We start from the raw sequence: 19247 nt of genomic DNA on the forward strand, positions 1-19247 counted from the left end.
CATGGGGGAGCCGAGTCGGGCAGTTATGGACGGTGGCCGCGGCCGGCGTACTGGGGGTCAGACCGCCTCTGCGGTCTCGGGCAGGTCGATGGCCAGCTGATCGGTCAGCTCGATGACGGCGGCGAGGTCGCCGAAGTCGCGTACGGCCGTGTCGACTGTTTTTCGGATACGAGTGTTGACCCGCTCCGAGCGCACTTTCTTGGCGATCGTGAGGGCTTTGCGCACCAGGACCGTGCTCTGCTCGGGTTCCCGGCGCAGGAGGTGCACCGTGCCCATTCCGACGAGGTTGAGGGCGTATGAACGCTGGTGTTCGGTGTCCTTCTCGAAGAGGTCGACGGCCTTCTGCATGACGGGCTCGGCCAGCGACGCGTACGCGGGACTGCGGCCGGCGACGTAGGCGAGGTCGCGGAAGGAGTGGCTGTTCTCGCCGTGCAGCTCGGCCTCGGAGAAGAAGCGGATCCAGTCGGCCTCGGGCTCGTCGAACTCCTCCGCGTCCTCGAAGGTGTCCTCCGCCATCCGGACGGCCCGCTTGCACTTCCCGGGCTGCCCCATGTTGGCGTAGGCGCGGGCCTCCATCGCATACAGCATGGACTGCGTACGAGGGCTCGCGCAGTCCCGGCTGCCGTACTGGGCGAGGTGGATCAGCTCCAGCGCGTCGTCGGGCCGCCCCAGGTGGATCATCTGGCGGCTCATGCTGGAGAGGATGTACGAGCCCAGCGGCCGGTCGGCGGCCTCCTTCGCGGCGTGCAGGGCGAGGACGAAGTACTTCTGGGCGGTGGGCTGGAGTCCCACGTCGTAGCTCATCCAGCCGGCCAGCTCGGCCAGCTCGGCGGCGACCTTGAACAGCCGCCTGGTGGTGGCCTCGGACTGGGGCTCCTGGAGCAGGTCGGTCACCTCGTGCAGCTGGCCGACGACCGCCTTGCGGCGCAGACCTCCGCCGCACTGGGCGTCCCACTGGCGGAACATGACGGTGGTGGACTCCAGGAGGTCCAGCTCGGGCTGGGAGAGCCGGCCGGGGCGGCGCGAGGCGGCGGCGGAGAGGGCGGGCTCCGCGCGCGGGGTGGTGGGGCTGGGCACCAGCCAGCGCTGCATGGGTTCGATGAGCGTGGGTCCCGCGGACAGGGCGAGGGACGTGCCGAGGAAGCCGCGGCGCGCCAGCATCAGGTCGCTGCGGGAGAACTCGCTGATCAGGGCGACCGTCTGCGGGCCGGTCCAGGGCAGATCGACGCCCGACACGGACGGTGACCGGTGGGCGGCGCGCAGGCCCAGGTCCTCGACGGCGACGACACAGCCGAAGCGCTCGGAGAACAGCTCGGAGAGGATGCGCGGGATCGGCTCGCGCGGATTCTCCCCGTCGAGCCAGCGGCGGACGCGCGAGGTGTCCGTCGAGATGTGGTTGGCGCCCAACTGGCGTGCTCTGCGGTTGACCTGGCGCGCCAGCTCGCCCTTGGACCAGCCGCTGCGCACGAACCACGAGCCCAACAGTTCATTGGGGCGTTTGTCCGTGCCAGTCGCGGTCGTGCCGCTTCCGCCGTTGCCGCCCACTGGAACGCCCCCATCCCTGAACCCACTTGCGCGCTGTATGCGCCAAGCCCTACCAGAATGCCGGTAAACAGGGCCGCCCGTCCGGCTGTTCTCACCCATCGAACGGGAAGCCGGGTTGCCTCCGGCATACCCACGAGTGCATGCGTCCCCAGGACCTGTGCACTCACAGTAATCCTACGATCACCGCCCCAGCCATGGCGATCCCGGAAACGCCACCATTCGCCACCCCTTCGAATGAACTCGCGGTGGCCGACGCGCGATTCACTTGACACATGACGGCCGGAAGTGGGCGCAGCGATGCACATCGGGGCGCGCGAAGCCGGGCGCACCACCCGCGATACAACCGGGCGCCGCATTCGGACCGCGCGCGGAGGGGAACTCAGAGTACGAATGACAACTGAGAGTCACGAACTGATTTCATGACGTAACCACGGACACGCTGGACCCGTTGGAGGGGGCATGGGTTTCACCATCGGCGGCATCCGCGAAATTCGGTCCGGCTCGCGTCGCCGCGGCCGCTCCTCGGAGTGCACGGCCGTGGCCGAGTTCACCGGGCTGTGGGGCTGGGACGTGGTGCCCGGCGCCCGGGCGGCCGCGGGTGCCTGCTCGTGCGGCCGGGCGGACTGCTCCCGACACGGCGCGCATCCCCTGGACTTCGCGCCCGTCGTCCCGGCGCGGGCCACACTGGACGAGGTGACGGAGGCCTGGGGCGAGTTCCCCGGCGCCGCGGTGATGCTCCCCGTGGGCCGCGCCTTCGACATCATCGAGGTCGCCGAGTCCGCGGGCCGCCGTGCCCTGGTCCGGCTCGAACGCATGGGTCTTCCGCTGGGCCCCGTGACCGTCACCCCCGAGGGCCGCGCCCACTTCTTCGTCGCACCCGGCGCGGCGGCCGAACTGCCCCAGCTGCTCTACCGCATGGGCTGGGACGACGCCACGCTCGACCTGCACGGCCTGGGGTCCGGTACGTACATCACGGCGCCGCCCTCCGACCGCGGCGGCCTCGGCCCGGTCCGCTGGCTCCGCTCCCCCGCGCTCGACTCGGCGACGAAGCCACCGGCCGCGCGCCTGCTGCTCGGAACGCTGGCGTACGTGGCCCACCGCTCCCGCGCCTAGACCGGACGACACGGACCGGGCCGCCCGACCTCGGCCGTACAGAGCTGTCGGCACAGGCTTCCTCGACAGAGGCCTGCCGATACGGAAGGGCCCCACTCCATCTGCACCATGGAGCGGGGCCCTTCATCACGCGCGTACGGGTCGTACGCGTTCTCACTCTCCGATAAGGGCATCCACGAACGCTTCCGGCTCGAACGGCGCCAGGTCGTCCGCGCCCTCGCCCAGACCGATGAGCTTGACGGGGACGCCCAGCTCGCGCTGGACGGCGATGACGATGCCGCCCTTGGCCGTGCCGTCGAGCTTGGTCAGGACGATGCCGGTGATGTTGACGACCTCGGCGAAGACGCGGGCCTGCACCAGACCGTTCTGACCGGTGGTGGCGTCCAGGACGAGCAGCACCTCGTCGAGCGGGGCGTGCTTCTCGACGACGCGCTTGACCTTGCCGAGCTCGTCCATGAGGCCGGTCTTGGTGTGCAGCCGGCCGGCCGTATCGATGAGCACGACGTCGGCACCCTCCTGGATGCCCTCCTTGACCGCGTCGAAGGCGATCGAGGCGGGGTCGCCGCCCTCGGGACCGCGTACGGTACGGGCGCCGACGCGCTCGCCCCAGGTCTGCAGCTGGTCGGCGGCGGCGGCCCGGAAGGTGTCGGCCGCGCCGAGCAGCACGTGCTTGCCGTCGGCGACCAGCACACGGGCGAGCTTGCCGGTGGTGGTGGTCTTGCCGGTGCCGTTGACCCCGACGACCATCACGATGCCGGGCGTGTCCAGCGGCGACTCGGTGTGCACCGTGCGGTCGAAGTCGGGCACCAGGAGCGTGAGCAGTTCCTCGCGCAGCAGGCCGCGCAGCTCCTCGGGCGTGCGGGTGCCGAGCACCTTCACGCGCTCGCGCAGCCGCTCGACCAGCTCCTGGGTGGGCTGCACGCCGACGTCGGCGGTGAGCAGCGTGTCCTCGATCTCCTCCCAGGTGTCGTCGTCGAGGTGCTCGCGCGCGAGGAGCGTGAGGAGCCCCTTGCCGAGCGCGTTCTGCGAGCGGGAGAGCCGGGCGCGCAGCCGCACCAGGCGACCTGCGGTCGGCTCCGGGACCTCGATCTCGACCGGGGGTGCTTCGACGACCGGGGCGGTCGCCGAGGCGTCCGGAAGATCCACCTCCTCTATCGTGCGGCGCGCTTCGTCGCGCGGCGTCTCGGCCTCGTCGCCGACGTGCGGCTCGGCCGGCGGAGCGGTGATGTCGGGGGCGGCGGGGGGCGGCGGGGGCAGCTGCCTGCGCCGGCGGCTGCCGACGACCAGGCCGCCGAGCGCGCCGATCACGACCACGGCGATGACTACAGCAAGGATGACGATTTCCATAACGGCACCAGTATGCGCGACCACCCCCTCCGACCCTCCGACCGTCGCCCCCGCCGCCCCTGCCCGTTCCCGTCGCGCTCTCGGGGGCGCTGCCCCCGAACCCCCGGTCCTCAAACGCCGGACGGGCTGAAAGCATTTCAGCCCGTCCGGCGTTTGAGGACGAGCGCGCAGCGCGATCAGGGGGCGAGGGGGCGCAGCCCCCATGCAGTGACGGGAAGGGTAGGGGCGGCGGGGGCGAGAACCCTGGCCAGCTGACGACCCGTCAGCTACCGTCACCCCCACCAAAGCCACCGCCACCCCACCCGCTCGGCGAAGGGGGACCCTCCCATGCCCGTAACGGTCGTACGTTTCAACCTCGTAGAACCCGCCGCCACACCCCCCTCCCTCAGCGAGCGCTACAAGGCCGCACTGGAGATGGCCGCCTACGCCGACGACCGCGGCATGACCACCGTCCAGACCGAGGAACACCACGGCGCGGCCAACAACTGGCTGCCCTCCCCGTTCACCTTCGCGGGCGCGGTCTTCGGCGCCACCCGCAAGATCGCGGTCACGGTCTCGGCGATCATCGGCCCGCTGCACGACCCGCTGCGCCTGGCCGAGGACATCGCCGTGCTGGACCTCCTCAGCGGCGGCCGGCTCGTCACGGTCGCGGGCATCGGCTACCGGCCCGAGGAGTACGCGCTCTTCGGCGTGGACTACAAGCGCCGTGGCGCCCTCCAGGACGAGCTCCTGCAGACCCTGCTGAAGGCCTGGACCGGCGAGGACTTCGAGTACCGAGGCCGTACCGTACGGGTCACTCCGCGGCCCTTCTCGGACCCGCACCCCCTGCTGCTGGTGGGCGGCTCCTCGAAGGCCGCGGCCCGGCGCGCGGCACGGCTCGGACTGCCGTTCTTCCCCAGCGCGCATCTGCCGGACATCGAGGCGTACTACAAGGAGCGGCTCGTCGAGTACGGGACCGAGGGCTGGACCATGATGCCCGCGGCGGTGACCCCGCTGCTGCACCTCGCCGAGGACCCGGACCGCGCGTGGGCGGAGCACGGCGAGCACTTCCTGCACGAGGCCAGGACGTACGCCTCCTGGCAGTCCTCCGACATCCGCTCGGCGGTGAAGTCGGGGGCCACGACGGTGGAGGAGCTGCGCGCCGAGGGCGTCTACCGGATCGTGACGCCGGAGGAGTGTCTGGCGCTGGGCCTCGACAGCTACGTACTGCATCCGCTGTCGGGTGGGGTGTCCGTCGACGAGGGCTGGCGCAGCATGCATCTGTTCTGCGAAAACGTGCTGCCCCGGCTCAAGGCCCTGTAGGCCCGGGAACCGGGGCGGCACGCCCTCTTACGAGTACGGGGAGAAGGACAGCGGGGACTTGGCCCCTCCCCCCGGGTTCATGCGCCGGGGACGGCGGACGAGTGCTAGCCCATCTCCTCCAGCGTCTTGCCCTTCGTCTCCTTGACGAATTTGAGGACGAAGGGGATGGAGAGCGCGGCGAAGACGGTGTAGATGATGTAGGTCGCGGAGAGGTTCCAGTCGGCCAGGGACGGGAAGCTCGCGGTGATGGCCCAGTTGGCGATCCACTGTGCGGCGGCGGCGACGCCGAGGGCCGCGGCGCGGAGCTTGTTGGGGAACATCTCGCCGAGGAAGACCCAGACCACGACACCCCAGGAGAGGGCGAAGAAGAGGACGAAGACGTGGGCGGCGATCAGGGCGACCCAGCCCTGGGTGGCGGGGAGCTTGCCGTCGACGAGGTCGTAGGAGAAGGCCCAGGCCTCCAGGCCGAGTCCGATGACCATGCCGACCGAGCCGATGAGGGCGAGCGGGCGGCGGCCGATGCGGTCGACGAAGATCATGGCGATCACGGTGCCGACGATGTTGATGATCGACGTGGTGAACGAGTAGAGGAAGGAGTCCGTCGGGTCGACGCCCACCGACTGCCACAGGGTGGAGGAGTAGTAGAACGCGACGTTGATGCCGACGAACTGCTGGAACACCGACAGTCCGATACCGATCCACACGATCGGCTTGAAGAAGAAGGTGCCGCCCAGCAGGTCCTTGAAGGACGACTTGTGCTCGCTCTTCATGGCGTGCTCGATCTCGGCGACGCGGGCGTCCAGGTCGATGTCGCCCTCGACCTCCCGCAGTACCTCACGGGCCCGCTTGTCGCGGCCCGCGGAGATCAGGAAGCGCGGTGACTCGGGGATCGCGAAGGACAGCAGGCCGTAGATGACGGCCGGGATGACCATCACGCCGAGCATGACCTGCCAGGCCTCCAGGCCCATGACCTTGCCGCGCTGGTCGCCGTCGGCGGCGTTGAGGATGCCCCAGTTGACGAGCTGGGAGATGGCGATGCCGATGACGATGGCGGCCTGCTGGAACGAGCCGAGCCGGCCGCGGTAGGCGGCCGGGGAGACCTCGGCGATGTAGGCGGGGCCGATGACCGAGGCCATACCGATGGCGAAGCCACCGATGACCCGCCAGAACGCCAGGTCCCACAGGGCGAAGGGCAGGGCGGAGCCCACCGCGCTGACGGTGAACAGCACCGCCGAGATCTGCATGCAGCGGATCCGGCCGATGCGGTCCGCGATCCGGCCCGCGGTGGCGGCGCCGATCGCGCAGCCGATCAGGGCGATCGCGATGACCTGGGCCAGGGCCGCGGAACCGACCTCGTACCGGTCACGGATGGCCTCGACCGCGCCGTTGATCACGGCACTGTCGTAGCCGAAGAGGAAGCCACCCATCGCGGCCGCCGCCGCGATGAAGATGACGTGCCCGAGATGCTCGGGATGAGCCGCTCGGGCTCCGGACTGGGGTGGCTGCGCTGTGCTGGTCACGTGTAACTCCTCGGGCCACCGGCCTCACTGCCGGGGGTGGGGGCGAGCCCTTCCGGACGGTGTCTCAAGTGGCGCACACGTTTACGCCACCCACCACCTGAAGGTAAAAGCAACGAAGCAGAGACTATGCCTTCAAGTTTCGAAGTCAAAAGGGGGTCCCGTGGAGAGCAGGCACCGAGAAACCACTCCATGTGACGGATTAGCGTTCAAGACTTGAAGAGAAAGGGGCTACGTAGCTACGGATACCCCGTAAGCGGCGCGGGGAACGCCACAACCGCCGCCGGTCGCGTACGGCTGTTCTCCGGCGCCCGGCACGACCGGTACCGCCGTTCGGGCGAGGGCCGCGCGGGTGCCGGACGGGGCGGGGTACCGGACGGGGCGCGGGACCGGCTTGGGCGGACGTACCGGCCGTGAGGGACGTGCCGGCCGAGGTGGGGCTGTCGGCCGGGGCGCGGGTCAGCGCAGTCGCTGGCTGATGACCTTCGACACTCCGTCGCCCTGCATGGAGACGCCGTACAGCGCGTCGGCGACCTCCATCGTCCGCTTCTGGTGCGTGATCACGATCAGCTGGGAGGCCTCCTGCAGCTCCCGCATGATCCCGATCAGCCGCTGCAGGTTGGTGTCGTCGAGCGCCGCCTCGACCTCGTCCATCACGTAGAACGGGCTGGGCCGTGCCTTGAAGATCGCCACGAGCATCGCGACGGCGGTCAGCGACCGCTCACCGCCGGACAGCAGCGAGAGCCGCTTGACCTTCTTGCCGGGCGGCCGGGCCTCGACATCGACGCCCGTGGTGAGCATGTTGTCGGGATCGGTCAGGATCAGCCGTCCGTCGCCGCCCGGGAACAGCCGCCCGAAGACCCCTTCGAACTCCCGCGCCGTGTCCCGGAACGCCTCGCTGAAGACCTGCTCGACCCGCTCATCGACCTCCTTCACCACCTGGAGGAGATCGATACGCGTCTTCTTGAGGTCCTCCAGCTGCTCGCTGAGGAACTTGTGGCGCTCCTCCAGCGCGGCGAACTCCTCCAGCGCCAGCGGATTGACCTTCCCGAGCTGCTGGTAGGCCCGCTCGGCCGCCTTGAGCCGCTTCTCCTGCTCGGACCGGTGGAAGGGGCGCGGCTGGTTGCGCGGATGCTCCGGGTCGTCCGGCAGTTCCTCGCCCTCGGCGGGCAGGGAGGGCGGGACGGGCTGGGTGGGCCCGAAGTCCGCGACCAGGCCCGCCGGTTCGACGCCCAGCTCCTCCAGCGCCTTCGCCTCCAGCTGCTCGATCCGCAGCCGCTTCTCGGCCCCGAGCACCTCGCCGCGGTGCACCGAGTCCGTGAGCTTGTCCAGCTCGGCCTTGAGATCGCGGCCCTGGTTGCGGGCGACGACGAGATCCTGCTCCCGGCGCGCCTTGGCGCTCTCCGCGGCCGTACGCTCCTCGTCCGCGCGGGCGAGCGAGACCTCGACGTGCGCGAGCAGCTGCCGGGCGCCGGAGGCGACCGCCCCGGCGACCGCGGCCTCGTGCCGCAGCCGCGCCCGGCGCTGCTCCGCGCGGGCCCGCGCCTCGCGTTCGGCGCGCGCGGCCCGGTCGAGCGAGTCGGCCCGCCCGGCGAGCCCCTTGACCCGTTCCTCGTGCGTACGCACCTGGAGCCGGGCCTCCATCTCGGTCTGCCGCGCGTTGGCCCCGTCGGCCGCGAGCCGGTCCCGTACGGAGGTGTCGGGCTCCTCCTCGACCGGCATCTCCTCGGCGACGACGAGCCGTTCGGCCAGTTCCTCCGCCTCCTCCACGGCCCGGTCGAGCGCGTCCTGCGCACGGGTGGCCGCGGCGGTGCTCCGCTCGGCCTCTCCCACGGCACCCCGCGCCTGCCCGGCCAGCCGCCCGAGCTGCTGCGCGACCTGGGACCTCTCCCGCTCCCCGGCGCGCCGCCGCTCGCCCAACTCCTCGACCAGAGCGGTCCGTTCCCTGCGCAGCTCGGTGGCGTGCCGCTGGGCCGCGCCCAACTCCTCGCACAGCACGCCCAACTCCTCCAGCTCGGCCGCCGCCTCGTCGACCGACGCCTGCACTTCGAGCAGACTCGGCGCCCCGGCGGAACCGCCCTGCGCGAAGTGCGCCCCGAGCAGATCCCCCTCGGCGGTCACGGCGGTCAGCTCGGGCCGCGCGTAGACCAGGTCCTCGGCGTCCTCCAGGGTGCCCACCACGACGATCCCCCGCAGCAGCCGCCGTACGGCAGGCATGAGTTCGGAGGGCGCACGGACGAGATCGGCGGCGTACGGGGGGTTGCCGGGGGGCGTCCGGGGGTGTTCGTGGCCTGTGCCGAGGGAATCGGCGTGGCCGGCCGGACCGCTCCCCTCCCCCTCCCTGTCCCCGTCCCCGTCCCCGCCGTCGGTGGCATCGCCCGTCGCGGACGTGCCGCCGGGAGCCGTCACGGGCCGGGGGTCTCCGGCAACGAAGGCCGCCGCCTCCGGGGTGGGCGTCGGGGTGTGCTCCGGGGTGGGCGTCGGTTCCGCGGTGGGTGTCGGCTCCGGTGCGCCCGCCAGCAGCAGCGCCGCCCGGCCCGCGTCCTGTTTGCGGAGCAGGCGGATGGCCTCCGCCGCCGAGGCGGGGGTGGTCACCGCGATCGCGTCCGCCGCCGCGCCGAAGGCCGCCGCCAGTGCCACCTCGTGGCCCGGGGTGACCGTGAGCAGTTCGGCAGCGGGGCCGAGCAGGCCCGACAGCCGGTCCTTCGCCGCGAGCAGCGCCCCGGTGCCGTCCTTGCGGCGCAGGCCCAGGGCGAGTGCGTCGCGCCGGGCCTGGGTGGCCGCGCGCCTGCGTTCGGCGGAGGTGGCCGCCTCACGGGCCGCGGTCAGCGCGGACTCGGCGTCGGCGAGGTCCCGCCTGGCCGCCTCGTGCTGTTCGGCGAGTTCCTCGTCGCCCGCGTCCAGCCCGTCGACCTCCGCCTTGAGCTGCTCGTACTCCTCCTGGGCGGCGACCGCGCGGTCCTGCGCCTCGTCGCGGGCGGCGGCGAGCCGGTCGATCTCGGACTGGGCGGAGGCGGCGCGTGAACGGGCCGCGTTGACCTGGCCGCTCAGCCGGGCCAGCCCCTCGCGGCGGTCGGCGATGGCCCGGGCCACGTCCTTCAGCCGCCGTTCCTCCACCGCCAGTTCGCGCTCCAGGTCGGCCCGGTGGGCGACCGTGTCCTCCAGGGCGTGCTCGGCGGCCTCCAGGGCCGCTTCGAGTTCGGCCTCCTGCTCCCGTACCCGCGCGGCCTCGCGCTCCATGTCCTCGGGGTCGCGTCCGCGCCGCTCCTCAGGCGGCTGGGCGGTGGCGCTCTTCACCCGGGCGTCCGCCAGCGAGACCGTGCCGCGCACCCGCTCGGCCAGCTGCGACAGCTCGTACCAGGTCTGCTGGGCGCGCTGCAGCCGCGGGGCGAGCCGACGCACCTCGTCCTCCAGCGTCGCCTCCCGCTGGAGGGCCCTGCGCAGCTCGGCCTCGGCGGCCTCCTTGCGCTCCTTGAGCGCGGCCTCGTCGGCGACCTCGGCCTGGAGCGCCCCCCGCAGCCGTACGAGATCGTCGGCGAGCAGCCGCAGCCGGGCGTCCCGGAGGTCGGCCTGGATGACGGCGGCCCGGCGTGCGACGGCGGCCTGCCTGCCGAGCGGCTTCAACTGCCGCCGCAGCTCGTCCGTGAGGTCCTGCACGCGCGCGAGGTTGGCCTGCATCGCGTCCAGCTTCCGCAGCGCCTTCTCCTTGCGCTTGCGGTGCTTGAGGACGCCCGCGGCCTCCTCGATGAAGGCGCGGCGGCCCATCGGATCGGCGTGCAGGACGGAGTCGAGCTGGCCCTGTCCGACGATGACGTGCATCTCGCGGCCGATGCCGGAGTCGGACAACAGCTCCTGGATGTCCAGCAGTCGGCAGGTGTCGCCGTTGATCTGGTACTCGCTGCCGCCGTTGCGGAACATGATCCGCGTGATGGTGACCTCGGCGTACTCGATGGGCAGCGCGCCGTCGGAGTTGTCGATCGTCAGCGAGACCTCGGCACGGCCGAGCGGGGGCCGCCCGGTGGTGCCGGCGAAGATGACGTCCTCCATCTTGCCGCCGCGCAGCGACTTGGCGCCCTGCTCCCCCATGACCCAGCTGAGGGCGTCCACGACATTGGACTTGCCGGAGCCGTTGGGCCCCACGACGCAGGTGATACCCGGCTCGAACCGCAGCGTGGTGGCCGAGGCGAACGATTTGAACCCGCGCAGGGTCAGAGCCTTGAGGTGCACGCAGCCGGACTTTACCTTCCGGGTCGGTCGAAATGGTCGGTCTCACTCCACGAACGCTCGGTTTCACCCATGAACGTGCAGGGCACACCAGACGTTAAAGAGGGTGAACAGCGAGCGATCAGCGATGGAGTACCGGGGGAAAGAAAGAAGGGACGCCGAAGCGTCCCTTGCAACTCTGTTAGCGGCTGACACAGTCAGCCTGTTCACTGGTGGTGGTGAGGGTGCTCTTCAGCGATCAGGTGAGCGCAGGCTCCGCCTGGGGTACGTCGATGCTTTCGAGAAGCGAGTCGTGAGAAGCGGCAGCCGCGAGCGCGTCGTTCTCGGCCTGGATTCGTCCGAGCTCGGATTCCAGGTCCTGGACGCGCTGCTGGAGCCGTCGCATCTCGGCAATGAGTCGCGGGTCGGAGCCGCCGACGTAACCGAGAAGCGCCTTTGCCATGATGGATGGTCCTCCACACTGAGTGACCGACCGAAGCGGTGTGGGTCGTGAGGGAATCGCACCCGCGATGCTTGGCGATCTTGTGTTCTTGCTGCCGCTCTTACATGCCAAACAGCTAAGGTGCGCGGGGACTTTCAGCGTCTCACCAAAAAGTTTGACGGTCAACACGATCACGCCCCGTATTGGCGGGCAACCCTCGGCGCGCGGCCCGGGACCGGGCGGCGCTGCCTCTGCGCAGGGACCCCTGGGGCGACGAGATCATCCTTGCCACGGGAGCCTGCCACGAGTGGTGCTTTCTTGGCAACCACCTGGTGCTTTCCCTCCGGAGCAGGCACCCGGCGCACGCCCCGCGCTCGCCTCGGAGGGGGCCGCGGCCGTCGTCTCGGAGTGGATCTCACCGGATGGCGAAGCCGTCGTAGCCGCCACGGGGCGTGTCCCAGATCTCAGTGACTCCGTCGACCCTGCCCGGCGTGTCGTCTCCCGTGAGCCACTCCAGCAACCCCTGACACCCCTCGCGGGGGCCCTCCGCGACCACCTGGACCCGTCCGTCCTCCAAATTGAGAGCAAAACCACTCAGGCCGCCGATCTCCAGGGCCCTGGCTCGCGTGTACCAGCGGAAACCCACGCCTTGCACGCGCCCGCGTACCCACGCAACCAGCCTCGTATGCTCGCTCATGGCTGCACGCTAACCGGCCAATTGCTCTCGGAGCACTTCCTCCCCTTGCGCCATGGGGTACCGTCCCGACCCAATGAGCCTCACTCGTTCGGGTGAGGAACGTTGACCGCAAGGATGAGGGAAGGCCAAAAGATGGGACGCCACCGACGCTCCGCCGCCGGCCGCGCCGCCACAGGCCGCGCCGCCGGGGGCACAGACACGTACGAGACGTACACGGGCGGCCACGCGACGGATGACGCGAGCCGGTACGCGAGCCTGAGCGACTACCCGAGCCTGGGCGACTACGCCACCGCGGGCGACCACCGCACCGCCGGGGACTACCTGACGGGCGGCCCGTACTCGACCGCCGGCATGTACGACTCGCCCGGCGGTATCCACGAGACGGGCGACCTCTACTCGAAGAGCGACGCCTACCTCTTCACCGACGACGAGCCCGTCGGCCACGGGTCGGGCGACTACACCCCTGACCGGGGTGCCCGGCGAGGGGGCCAGCGCCGCCGCAGGAAGGGCGCGACGCCCGTACGCACCGGTCTGCTCGGCGTCTCGGCCGCCGTCGCGATGGGTGCCGTCGCCGTCGCCTCCGGGGTGATACCGGGCAGCGACTCCCTCTCCATAGGGGGCGGCGCGGACAAGGTGCGCGCCCAGGACACCCCGAGCGACGTGGAGACCCAGGGCGGCACGAACGGGTCCGCGGACGACCGCGTCGACCCGGGCACGAGCCGCGACCTGGAACGCTCCCCCTCTCCGTCGGTCTCCCCGACGAAGGCTCCGGAGAAGGCCGCGAAGAAGCCTTCCGCGAAGCCGTCGACGAAGGCCCCGGCCACCGAGGAGTCGAAGACGGAGGAGCCGGCCGCGAAGGCTCCGGTGACGAAGGCTCCCGAGACGACTCCGTCGAAGGCCGCGTCCACACCGTCCACGGCCGAGGCCACCGTCCTCTCGCTGGTCAACGACGAGCGGGCCAAGGCGGGCTGCAGCCCGGTGACCGCGTCCAGCTCCCTGGCCGCGCTGGCCGAGTCCTTCAGCGAGGACATGGCCGCACGCGACTTCTTCGACCACACGGACCCGGACGGGGCCTCCCCCTGGGACCGGGCGGAGAAGCTCGGCATAGCGAACCTGGGCGGCGAGAACATCGCCCGCGGACAGGCCGACGCCGCCGCGGTGATGGAGGCCTGGATGAACAGCCCCGGCCACCGCGCGAACATCCTGAACTGCGACTTCAAGACCCTGGGCGTCGGCGCGCACTTCGCGTCGGGCGGCCCCTGGTGGACGCAGGACTTCGGCTACTAGCCGGAACAGACGGAAGCGGGCACTAACCACTGGTTAGTGCCCGCTTCCGGTTAGTGCTCACCTCTGGTCAGTGCCCACTTCTGGTGAGCGCTGCATCGGAGTACGCTCACGAGGTGGACCTCACCGAGACGCCGGACCTCGCGTACGACGTGTTCTCCAGGGCGTGCCCTTCCAGGGGCACTCTGGAGCACGTCACGGGACGCTGGGGCGCGCTCACGCTGGGGGCACTGGCAGCGCTGCCCGAGGGATCGCTCCGCTTCAACGAACTGCGCCGGCGCGTCGACGGCGTGAGCGAGAAGATGCTCTCCCAGACCCTGCACGCGCTGGAGCGCGACGGGCTGGTGCACCGCGACGCACAGCCGACGAACCCGCCGCGGGTGGACTACGAGCTGACGCCGCTGGGACGCGAGATCGCCGAACGGCTGCTGGCCCTCATCCACTTCGTGGAGGGGCGCATGGACGACGTCCTGGAGGCGCGCGAGCGCTACGACACCGCGCGCGGCGGACGCTGACAGCGCGGGCAGAAGTAGCTGGACCTGTTCATCCAGGGCCTGCGCCGCATCGCGGTGCCGCATCGCCGACACGGCTCGCCCTCACGTCCGTACGCGTCGAGTGAGCGGTCGAAGTAACCCGACTCGCCGTTCACGTTGACGTAGAGGCTGTCGAAGCTGGTGCCACCGACGGCGAGCGCCGCGTTCATCACATCCCGTACGTGGCCCAGGAGTTCGGCCGTGCGCGGGCGCGTGAACCCGGTGGTGGGGCGTTCGTAGTGGAGCCGCGCACGCCACAGTGCCTCGTCCGCGTAGATGTTGCCGACGCCGCTGATCAACGACTGGTCGAGCAGGGCGCGTTTGACGGTCGTACGCCGGCGGCGCAGCGCGTCGTGGAACGCGTCGTCGTCGAACAGCGGGTCCAGGGGGTCGCGCGCGATGTGCGCGATGACGTCGGGGAGTCCGTCGGGCGAGGTCTCGTGCAGGGAGAGCCCGCCGAAGGTGCGCTGGTCGACGAAGCGGAGTTCCGTGCCGAGGTCGTCCTCGAACCGGACGCGGATGCGCAGGTGCTTCTCGTCCGCCGCGTCCTGCGGCTGGACGAGGAGCTGGCCGCTCATGCCGAGGTGGGCGAGCACGGCGGTCTCGGAGTCCGCGAGCGGCAGCCAGAGGTACTTGCCGCGGCGCTGGACCAGTCCGATGCGGTGCCCTTTGAGGCGGGCGCCGAAGTCCTCGCCGCCTGCGATGTGGCGGCGGACGGCTCGGGGGTGCAGGACCTGGGTGTCCGCGACGGTTCGGCCGCTCACCCAGCGTTCCAGGCCTCGCCGTACGACCTCGACCTCGGGCAGTTCTGGCACGGGCTCCTCCGGAGGGGGGCGGTTCCATGTTCGGGTGCGGGTGGGTGGGGCTGGTTGCGCCGTTCCCCCGCGCTCCTGGGAGGCGGGAGGCTCACGATTGCGCCGTTCCCCGCGCCCCTGAGGGTGTGGGGGCGAAGGCCAAAGACTGCGCCGTTCCCCGCGGCCCCAGATCGTTCCCAGAGCCCCCGGAGGGGAAAAGACTTCGCCCGCCCCCGTTCGTCGGGGGCGGGCGAAGGGGTGGGTCAGGCTGAGGCCGGGTCGGTCGTGGGCGGGGAGGAGGCGTCGGGCGTCTCCTCCGCGACCGCGGCCGTCGGGGCCTCCGGTTCGGCGGTGGCGGCTGCCGCGGCACGTTCGTCCGCGGCGGCGCGGATGGCCCGCCAGGCGGACTCCGCGGCCTGCTGCTCCGCCTCCTTCTTGCTGCGGCCGGTGCCGGTGCCGTACGAGACGCCTCCGACGCGGGCAGCAGCAGTGAAGGTCTTCTCATGATCGGGGCCGGTCTCGGTGACCAGGTACTCGGGAACCCCGAGCCCCTCGGTCGCCGTGAGTTCCTGGAGACTGGTCTTCCAGTCCAGGCCCGCACCCAGATTCGAGGATTTCTCGATCAGGGGATCGAAGAGACGGTGGACGAGTTCGCCCGCCGCACCCAGACCCTGGTCGAGATAGACAGCGCCGATCACCGCTTCAAGGGTGTCGGCGAGGATGGAAGCCTTGTCCCGGCCACCTGTGCCCTCTTCGCCCCGGCCGAGCCGGATGAAGGAGCCGAGGTCGAGCTCACGGCCCACCTCCGCAAGCGCACGCGAGTTGACCACCGCGGCCCGCAACTTGGCCAGCTGGCCTTCGGGCAGGTCGGGGTGGGTGGTGTACAGCGTGTCCGTGACCACGAGGCCGAGTACGGAGTCCCCGAGGAACTCCAGACGCTCATTGGTCGGCAGACCGCCGTTCTCGTACGCGTACGAACGGTGGGTCAGTGCACGCACCAGAAGGGCGGACTCAAGTTTGTACCCGAGCCGCCCTTCCAGAAGGGTGTGGGACGAGGCTGTGTTCTCCGCCTTTTTCTTGGCGCCGACTTCCGCCTTGGCGTCGTCCGCCTTCTTGGGGCTAGACACAGTGCCTCTCACCAGCCGCTCAGACCTCGAGGACCTGGCGCTTGTTGTAGGTGCCACAAGCAGGGCACGCGATGTGCTGCAGCTTGGGCTCGTGGCAGCGCTCGCACGCAACCAGGGTGGGGACCGCAGCCTTCCACTGCGACCGGCGGTGGCGCGTGTTGCTGCGCGACATCTTCCGCTTCGGAACAGCCACGGCTACTTCTCCTGCTTCTCGTCGACGGGCGCTGATGGAAGCGCGCCGCCGGCCAACTCGTCCTTCTCGCCATCTTCGAGTGAACCGGCGAGTCCTTGCAGTGCCGCCCAACGGATGTCGACGGCGTCATGATGGTGGTCCGGGTCGTCCGCGAGCCGGGCTCCACACTGGGAGCACAGACCCGGGCAGTCGTCCTGGCACACCGGCTGCATCGGCAGTGCGAGCACCACCGCATCACGCAGCACGGGTTCGAGGTCGAACAAGCCGTCCTCGATGAAGAGCGTGTCCTCGTCGTCCTCGGCGTCGTCGGCCGGCTCCGCTTTCACACGGCCCCGGTCGTCGGCGTCAGGGTACGAGAACATCTCCTGGAAATCCGTTTCGAGCTGCTGCTCGACCGGCTCCAGACACCTTACGCACTCCCCCTTGGCCAGCGCATGGGCGGTGCCTGTGACAAGCACCCCTTCCATGACCGACTCAAGACGGAGGTCGAGCTTCACCAGGGCGCCTTCCGGCACTCCGATGACTCCCTGCAGACCGAGGTCCTTGGGAGCGTCGATCTCACGGGTCAGGCGCTGCAGCGCACCGGGACGCCGCCCCAGCTCGTGTGTGTCGAACACAAGAGGGTTGCGGTGGTCGAGGCGGGCGTTCAGAGCCATTCCTGCTTTCGATCTCGAAACTCGGGGTACTGCCCTCGGTGATTCCCGGGCAGCTGTGATCGCGGACGTGCACACGACCGAAGAGCCAGGATACTGGACCTTTCGCTCACGGCCCAATCCGGTGCCCGCGCCCCTCCCGGGGCCCCGCCGGGGCGTGTGGTCAGCGCCCCTGTTCGTACGCCCGCAGCTGCTCCGCGCTGATCATCGTGGTGTCGAAGAGACTGGTCTCGTCGAGCGCGTTCTCCTGCGGCTGGGGCGTCTGGGGAGCCTGGGCGTACGCCTGCTGCTGGCCGCTCTGGTCGTACGCGGTCTGCTGGTCGTAACCCTGCTGCGGGTAGGCGGCGTACGGGTCGGCGTTCTGCTGGTAGCCGTACCCGTCGTGCTGCGCGTACTGCTGTTGCTGGTAGCCGTACGGGTCGGCGCTCTGCTGCTGGTAGGCGTACGCGTCCTGCTGTCCGTACTGCTGCTGGTGCGGCAGCTCCGCCGGAGGCTGGGGCTGGTCGGCGGCCCGGGGCCTGACGGCCTGCTCGGGGATCTCCGCGAGGCCGTCCAGGTACTCGGCGTCGGTGGTGTGCTGCCCGGTCGTCCCGTCCTCGCCGAAGGCGCCCAGGTCGCTCAGGTCGTCGCTGGCGATGCGGCCGTGCAGCTTCTGCCGGCCGCGGCCGACGGCGTCCAGGGTCTTGGCGAGGACGGCCTCGAAGGCGCCGAGCTTGACGTCGACGTACTGGTCGGCGTTGTGGCGCAGGGTCTCCGGGTCGAGGCTGCGCTCGGGGGCGTCCTCGTCCTCGTACCCCTGCTCGTCGGTGCCGGGGCCGGTGCCGAGCAGCTTCTCGCGGCCTCGGCCGACCGAACCGAGGGTCTTGGTGAGGACGACCTCGAAGTTGGCGAGCTTGGAGTCGACGTACTCGTCGGCCTCGGCGCGGACGTCCTCGGCCTCCTTGCGGGCCTCGGCCAGGATCCGGTCGGCCTCGTTCTGCGAGCGGCGGGCGACCTCGGTGTCGGAGATCAGCGAACCGCGCTCGGCGTGCGCGGACTCGACGATCCGCTCGGCCTCCAGCCGGGCCTGCTCGACCATCTGCTCACGGCCGCCGATCAACTCCTCGGCCTGGGCGAGAGAGCCGGGCAGCGCCTGGCGTACCTCTTCGAGCAGGGAGAGCAGTTCGGCGCGGTTGACCACGCACGAGGCCGACATGGGCATCGAACGGGCGCTGCCGACCGTCGAGACGATCTCATCGAGCTTCTTCTGCACGTCCACCGTGTGCTCGCCACTCTCTACAGCTGTGATGGAGACGGACGGTTCGACTGTACGACCACTCCCGCCCCGTCCGACACCGGATGCCGGACTTGCTCAGTCCTTCTTGAGCCGTTCCGTGAGGGCTCCGAGGACCAGCGGCGGGACCAGGTGGGAGACGTCTCCGCCCCAGGTCGCGACCTCCTTGACCAGCGAGGAGGAGAGGAAGCTGTAGGTGGGGTTGGTCGGCACGAAGAGGGTCTCGACGCCGGAGAGGCCGTTGTTCATCTGGGCCATCTGCAGCTCGTAGTCGAAGTCGCTGACCGCGCGCAGGCCCTTCACGATGGCCGGGATGTCGCGCTCCTTGCAGAAGTCGACGAGGAGGCCGTGGAAGGACTCCACCTCCACGTTCCCGAACTCCGCCGTGACCTGGCGGATCAGGTCGATGCGCTCCTCGATCTCGAAGAGGCCCTTCTTGGACTGATTGATCATCACCGCGACGTGCACGACGTCGTACAGCTTGGAGGCTCTGGCGATGATGTCGAGATGTCCGTTGGTAATCGGGTCGAACGACCCGGGACAGACGGCACGGCGCACTTCAGATCCCTCGCTCTCCGGTCCGGTCATCGTGCGTCTTCACACGTAGAGGCGGCGCGACCGTACCAAAACGTTCCCTCGCCGTAGCGACGGGAGCGCAGTGCGTCGAAGCCGTCCGGCCATCGGAACTCGCCGCCCCTTGTACTGCGTTCAACGGTGACGAGCGCTTCGCCCGCGAGCCAGCCCCCCGCACGGAGTGTGAGCAGGATCTCGCGAAGATCGTCGTCCGTGACCGCGTACGGCGGATCGAGGAACACGAGGTCGTACGGGGCTTCCGGGGAGGCGGTGCGGATGATCTGTTCCGCTTTGCCGGACCTCACCTCGGCGCCCGGCAGGCCCAGCAATGTCACGTTCTCGCGGATCGTGCGGGTGGCTCGGGCGTCGGCCTCCACGAGCAGGGTGTGTCCTGCGCCGCGGCTCAGTGCCTCCAGGCCGATGGCGCCCGAGCCTGCGTACAGGTCGAGGACGCGGTCGCCGTCCAGGGGCCCGCCGAGCAGGGACTGCCAGGTGGAGAAGAGACCCTCGCGGGCGCGGTCGGAAGTGGGCCTTGTGCCGGTGCCGGGCGGGACCGCGAGGCGGCGTCCGCCTGCTGTGCCGGCGATCACGCGGGTCATCGCGGGTCCTTGCTGGAGGGGGTGGTCACGGGGTCAGTCTGGCAGGTGAGGG

The 19247-nt window shown here is 70.4% G+C and carries 16 protein-coding genes and 1 pseudogene; 4 read left to right on the forward strand and 13 right to left on the reverse strand.

Going from position 1 to position 19247, the window contains the following annotated elements:
* Positions 1-57: 57 nt before the first annotated feature.
* Positions 58-1545 carry a transcriptional repressor NsdA gene (nsdA, locus tag ACZ60E_RS28235; protein WP_469444073.1) on the reverse strand — a complete coding sequence of 496 codons (1488 nt, stop codon included), beginning with the start codon at positions 1543-1545 and terminating at the stop codon, positions 58-60.
* 459 nt (positions 1546-2004) lie between these two features.
* Between nsdA and ACZ60E_RS28240 the strand changes: the two genes are divergently transcribed.
* Positions 2005-2658 (forward strand): bifunctional DNA primase/polymerase, encoded by a 654-nt coding sequence (locus ACZ60E_RS28240; protein ID WP_384816360.1) that lies wholly within the window; start codon positions 2005-2007, stop codon positions 2656-2658.
* Between the two features lie 153 nt (positions 2659-2811).
* On the opposite strand, the gene ftsY is transcribed toward ACZ60E_RS28240, so the two are convergent.
* Positions 2812-4005: a signal recognition particle-docking protein FtsY gene (ftsY, locus tag ACZ60E_RS28245; protein WP_384816363.1), complete on the reverse strand. Its 1194-nt coding sequence runs from the start codon at positions 4003-4005 to the stop codon at positions 2812-2814.
* Between the two features lie 327 nt (positions 4006-4332).
* Between ftsY and ACZ60E_RS28250 the strand changes: the two genes are divergently transcribed.
* The gene (locus ACZ60E_RS28250) at positions 4333-5307 is read left to right on the forward strand and encodes an LLM class flavin-dependent oxidoreductase (protein ID WP_469444076.1); all 975 of its coding nucleotides are present in this window, start codon (positions 4333-4335) and stop codon (positions 5305-5307) included.
* A gap of 104 nt (positions 5308-5411) precedes the next feature.
* Here ACZ60E_RS28250 and ACZ60E_RS28255 read toward each other — a convergent pair whose 3' ends face one another.
* From ACZ60E_RS28255 to ACZ60E_RS28270, 4 genes are all read right to left on the reverse strand, one after another.
* On the reverse strand, positions 5412-6827 hold the full coding sequence (locus tag ACZ60E_RS28255; protein ID WP_469444078.1) for a sugar porter family MFS transporter: 1416 nt from the start codon (positions 6825-6827) through the stop codon (positions 5412-5414).
* 456 nt (positions 6828-7283) lie between these two features.
* Entirely contained in the window at positions 7284-11051 is a 3768-nt protein-coding gene (locus ACZ60E_RS28260) for an AAA family ATPase (protein ID WP_469444080.1), read from the reverse strand.
* A 235-nt stretch (positions 11052-11286) separates the two neighbouring features.
* Complete coding sequence (locus ACZ60E_RS28265) at positions 11287-11490, reverse strand: hypothetical protein (RefSeq protein ID WP_107021972.1); 204 nt, start codon at positions 11488-11490, stop codon at positions 11287-11289.
* 394 nt (positions 11491-11884) lie between these two features.
* The gene (locus ACZ60E_RS28270) at positions 11885-12166 is read right to left on the reverse strand and encodes an acylphosphatase (protein ID WP_107021912.1); all 282 of its coding nucleotides are present in this window, start codon (positions 12164-12166) and stop codon (positions 11885-11887) included.
* Positions 12167-12298: 132 nt separating this feature from the next.
* Between ACZ60E_RS28270 and ACZ60E_RS28275 the strand changes: the two genes are divergently transcribed.
* Both ACZ60E_RS28275 and ACZ60E_RS28280 read left to right on the forward strand, forming a co-directional pair.
* The gene (locus tag ACZ60E_RS28275) at positions 12299-13453 is read left to right on the forward strand and encodes a CAP domain-containing protein (protein ID WP_469444082.1); all 1155 of its coding nucleotides are present in this window, start codon (positions 12299-12301) and stop codon (positions 13451-13453) included.
* Between the two features lie 113 nt (positions 13454-13566).
* Complete coding sequence (locus ACZ60E_RS28280; RefSeq protein ID WP_469444083.1) at positions 13567-13965, forward strand: winged helix-turn-helix transcriptional regulator; 399 nt, start codon at positions 13567-13569, stop codon at positions 13963-13965.
* Here ACZ60E_RS28280 and mutM read toward each other — a convergent pair.
* The 7 genes and pseudogenes from mutM to rsmD form a co-directional block, all read right to left on the reverse strand.
* Positions 13938-14798: a bifunctional DNA-formamidopyrimidine glycosylase/DNA-(apurinic or apyrimidinic site) lyase gene (mutM, locus tag ACZ60E_RS28285; RefSeq protein WP_384816099.1), complete on the reverse strand. Its 861-nt coding sequence runs from the start codon at positions 14796-14798 to the stop codon at positions 13938-13940. The two genes, ACZ60E_RS28280 and mutM, sit on opposite strands and share 28 nt — an antisense overlap.
* 242 nt (positions 14799-15040) lie before the next feature.
* Complete coding sequence (rnc, locus tag ACZ60E_RS28290) at positions 15041-15916, reverse strand: ribonuclease III (protein WP_384816096.1); 876 nt, start codon at positions 15914-15916, stop codon at positions 15041-15043.
* Between the two features lie 7 nt (positions 15917-15923).
* Positions 15924-16097, reverse strand: coding sequence for a 50S ribosomal protein L32 (gene rpmF / locus ACZ60E_RS28295; RefSeq protein ID WP_006139588.1), 174 nt, complete (start codon positions 16095-16097; stop codon positions 15924-15926).
* A gap of 2 nt (positions 16098-16099) precedes the next feature.
* Positions 16100-16753 carry a YceD family protein gene (locus ACZ60E_RS28300; protein WP_469444087.1) on the reverse strand — a complete coding sequence of 218 codons (654 nt, stop codon included), beginning with the start codon at positions 16751-16753 and terminating at the stop codon, positions 16100-16102.
* Positions 16754-16913: 160 nt separating this feature from the next.
* The gene (locus ACZ60E_RS28305; protein WP_469444089.1) at positions 16914-18008 is read right to left on the reverse strand and encodes an ATP synthase F0 subunit B; all 1095 of its coding nucleotides are present in this window, start codon (positions 18006-18008) and stop codon (positions 16914-16916) included.
* Between the two features lie 93 nt (positions 18009-18101).
* Positions 18102-18581, reverse strand: a complete 480-nt coding sequence (gene coaD / locus ACZ60E_RS28310) for a pantetheine-phosphate adenylyltransferase (protein ID WP_189775483.1) — start codon at positions 18579-18581, stop codon at positions 18102-18104.
* 26 nt (positions 18582-18607) lie between these two features.
* Positions 18608-19204, reverse strand: a pseudogene (gene rsmD, locus ACZ60E_RS28315) (16S rRNA (guanine(966)-N(2))-methyltransferase RsmD); the annotation flags it as partial.
* Positions 19205-19247 lie beyond the last annotated feature (43 nt).

The organism is Streptomyces sp. NPDC102514 (genome assembly GCF_055584525.1).